At 64.0% G+C, this 3,350-nt stretch carries 3 protein-coding genes and 1 pseudogene; all 4 read right to left on the minus strand.

All coding sequences use genetic code 11. The annotated features are described in order from the left end of the window. Positions 1–54 precede the first annotated feature (54 nt). On the minus strand, positions 55–1,917 hold the full coding sequence (locus ACLQ62_RS00785) for a DUF4012 domain-containing protein (protein WP_411719754.1): 1,863 nt from the start codon (positions 1,915–1,917) through the stop codon (positions 55–57). Positions 1,918–1,965: 48 nt separating this feature from the next. Continuing rightward, positions 1,966–2,760: a spermidine synthase gene (locus ACLQ62_RS00790; RefSeq protein ID WP_411719755.1), complete on the minus strand. Its 795-nt coding sequence runs from the start codon at positions 2,758–2,760 to the stop codon at positions 1,966–1,968. Positions 2,761–2,841: 81 nt separating this feature from the next. Further along, a complete protein-coding gene (locus ACLQ62_RS00795) occupies positions 2,842–3,027 on the minus strand; it encodes a hypothetical protein (RefSeq protein WP_411719756.1) in 186 nt (61 codons plus the stop codon). A gap of 153 nt (positions 3,028–3,180) precedes the next feature. Continuing rightward, positions 3,181–3,350 (minus strand): annotated as a pseudogene (locus ACLQ62_RS00800) (dTDP-4-dehydrorhamnose 3,5-epimerase family protein); the annotation flags it as partial.

Genomic DNA, 3,350 nt, shown 5'->3' on the forward strand with positions numbered 1-3,350 from the left:
GCGCCGTGCTGCGAGCGAAGGCGGCCGCCCTCGTCACCGGTAACGAGCCCGGTCTCAGCCGCCGACCGTAGCGCAGTCCAATTTCTCTCTCGCAACGCTCGTGGGGTTCACCATCGGCGTGGTCTGCACGTCGACGTCGGTCGCTGCCGGGTTGCCCGAGACAACGGTGAAGCTCAGCGACACCGTCTCCCCCGGATTCACGATGACGGTGAGTTTCCCAACGGGGTAGTCCGTGTCGTGCAGAGCCTCCACAGCAACCGGTGTGCTGCCGACTGTTGCGCCGGTGATGTCGGAACCGGGAGGCGCATACAGCAGCACGATCATCCGCTGTACAGCCGGTTCCAGTTTCTCCCGCGCATAGGAGCCCGTGATCGAGGGCGGAAGGTCCTTCACTTGCGACGGCGTGATTGTGTTGGTCAGGTCGACGCTCACGCGGCTGGTCTGACCTCCGCCCGGCGTACACGGGGCGGATGCCACGCGAATCGACTGGTTGAGGTAGAAGTTGAGTTTCGACCCGACATCGTCCTGGAAGTACACGCCGAGTCGGTCGGTGCTCCGGTCGCTCACCGGCAATTCGCCGTTCAGGCCGATCGCCTCCAGTTGGGCCTGTTCCTCCTCATGCGCGCTCCAGTAGAGGATCCGGCGCTCGTCCCATCCCTGTGACAGCGCACCGATAAATGCCGTTGGGTCGAAATCGCCCGAGCTGAGGGCCCCGAATGTGGCGTTCACGGCCGCCGCGTGAACGAGATCCTGGGCCATGTTGTCGCGAGCGTAGTCGCCGGAGTTGTACCGCCGGTGGACCTCGTTCAGGAGCAGCGGAACGAGGTTGTCGCTCGACAGTGTGTCGCCGGTCGCCAGCGGGAGGGGCCCGGTCGCCCTCAACACGTAGCTCAACGCCAACGGGTCGATGGAGAGGATTCCATCCAGTCTGGTGCCGTACTGCAATCGCCAGAACTCCTGCACGGTCTCGGCGGCCGACACGAAGCTGGGCCGCATCGTCGCGTTCGCGATATAGGTGCCGTAGATGCCGTTCGGGAACACTGATTCCAGGCCATCCGGCACCGGCACGACTGGCGTGGGGTACTGGGGGAAATTCTCGAAGCCCGTGTGGAACGCATTGGAGAGGTTGATGCGACCCTGGTCGACAGTGACCACGGCGAACGATAGCGCGGTGCCGCCCAACGCCCGCGACTCTGCGTTGTTCTGGAACATCACGGCATAGTTGCGCGGTCCGTCCGACCCCAGAGCGGGCGCGAGGAGCGGAACGATGTCGTTGAGTGCAGAGATCGGGGCTGCAGCGCTCGCAATTGCCTCTGCGAGCTCTTCCTTCGCGGCGCCCACCTCGTCCACGCTGTTCGCTGTGTCGATCCTCTTCACGTCGGACAACGCATCCTGAAGTGCCAGGTTGGCTTCCGCTACCTTGGGAACCGCGTCGACCAGCGGCTCAAGGTCGATGGCTCCGTCGGCGGGCGCGAGCGACGACGGGCCGATCGTCCTGGCAACTTCGATGAGTGGCGCTACACCGTCAGACACCACGGCGTCGGCCGCACCGACGAGCTGCCTGGCGGCGCTGAAGTTCACCCCGATAAAGGGAATCGCTTCACCGATGCCCCAGAGTGGTCCGCTCACTTTCTCAGCGGCGAGGTCGACCTTGTCCGACATGCTCGCATGCGTCTTTGTCGCTGCCCGGATGTCACCGGCGAGCGCCTGTGTCTTCAGATTCGACGCCAGCGGCACGACCGACTGCATGGTGTTTCGAACCGCCGAAACGTCGGCTGCCAGAAGGCTCACCCCGATCGCGACCGGGATCACGAGCGCCAGTACGACCCCGAGCGCCCACCGCCGGTGGCGCCCGACCCGCCGATGGCGTGGGCCATTGCGGCGAGCAGGTGGCGTATCGATCTCGTCTTCGAGCACCGCAATAGTCAATCAGAAGACGTGCAGCACCACCACGGGTACAAGGGGTCACTCGGCTGCCTGGCTGCAGTCCACCCCGGATGCCACGTAGACCGTGTTCGCGGACGTGCCGCCGGTCAGCGGGTTGGCGAACGGGACCACGTGCGCCTCGACGGTGTCGAACACCTCGCCGAGGACCGCGGAGTAGGCGTCGTCCGGCGGATCATCCGACCAGAGAGCGAACGCTCCTCCGTGCTTGAGGTGCGCCGCGGCCTGCCGGATGCCCTCGACCGTGTAGAAGCCGGCCGAGTTCTCGTTCAGCAGGTGACGGGGAGAGTGGTCGATGTCGACGAGGATTGCGTCGAACAGCGAATCGGATGCCGGTGGTCGGCGCATCAGGTCGAAGAAGTCGTCGTGGACGAGGCGGGTGCGGGCATCCGTCACGATCGGGGTGGACACCGGCAGCAGCTCGCGCTGGTGCCAGTCGATGACGGCGTCGAGAGCGTCGACCACGGTCATCACTGCGACCCGCTTGTGAGTGAGCACGGCTTCGGCGGTGTAGCCCAGACCGAGGCCGCCGACGACGACGTTGAGGGCATCGCCTTTAACAGCGGCGAGACCGAGGTGGGCCAGCTCGATCTCAGCGACCGGGAACAGGCTCGACATGAGGAATTCGTCGCCGAGCTTGACCTCGTAGATGTCGACGTCGAGCGCCGGGTCATGGCGGCGACGCAGACTGACCTCGCCGAGCGGAGTCTCTTGCCAGGCCAGCTCTTCGAAGCGCAGGCTCATCGGATGCCGGGAGTTCGGGGGAAAGTGAGCATGCCCAATGGTCGCACTTCCGAACCCCGGCTGCTCGCTCACCCTCCGTCTACGATATGGCGGGCCCGACAGCGATCACCTGGCACCTAAGGCACAGGTGCCAGGTGAACGAGCGACTAGTAACTAGCCCTGTACTACTGTGATGCTCTGGTAAGCGACACTGTTTGCAGAGGACAGGATTGTCCCGGCGTTCAGCGCGAGCGACGAGTTCATGGCGTACACGTTGGCCATGTTCAAGTCGAACCACAGAGTCTCCTTAGCCGGCAGTAACTCCACCGACTGAGCGTCGAGTTCAGCGATTGTCAGCATTCGAATTCACCTTCTTTCCTGAGTCGTCCGATCCGCAACATGCGGGTCGACCGCATCAAGTCAACCGAGCCTGCGTTACCGCGCCATCACTGCCTCGTTACTGCGCAGCGGCTGCCAGTCGGTTGAAACGGGCGGACCGGTTCTTGACGACGCTCGTTTGGTGCCGACAGCATCGTTATAGGAGATGTTGTTCTGCACCGGCCCTAAATCCGGCAGTCGGAGTTCCAGCATCTTTGACCGCTGCCAGTTCTCTTGGAACCATCCCCGGTTGTCGCCGTGGTCGGAAGGTTCACCTCGAGCAAGCCAGGGTTGTTGGTCGTCGT

Source organism: Mycetocola sp., from assembly GCF_046716805.1.
Taxonomy (GTDB): Bacteria; Actinomycetota; Actinomycetes; order Actinomycetales; family Microbacteriaceae; genus Mycetocola_A.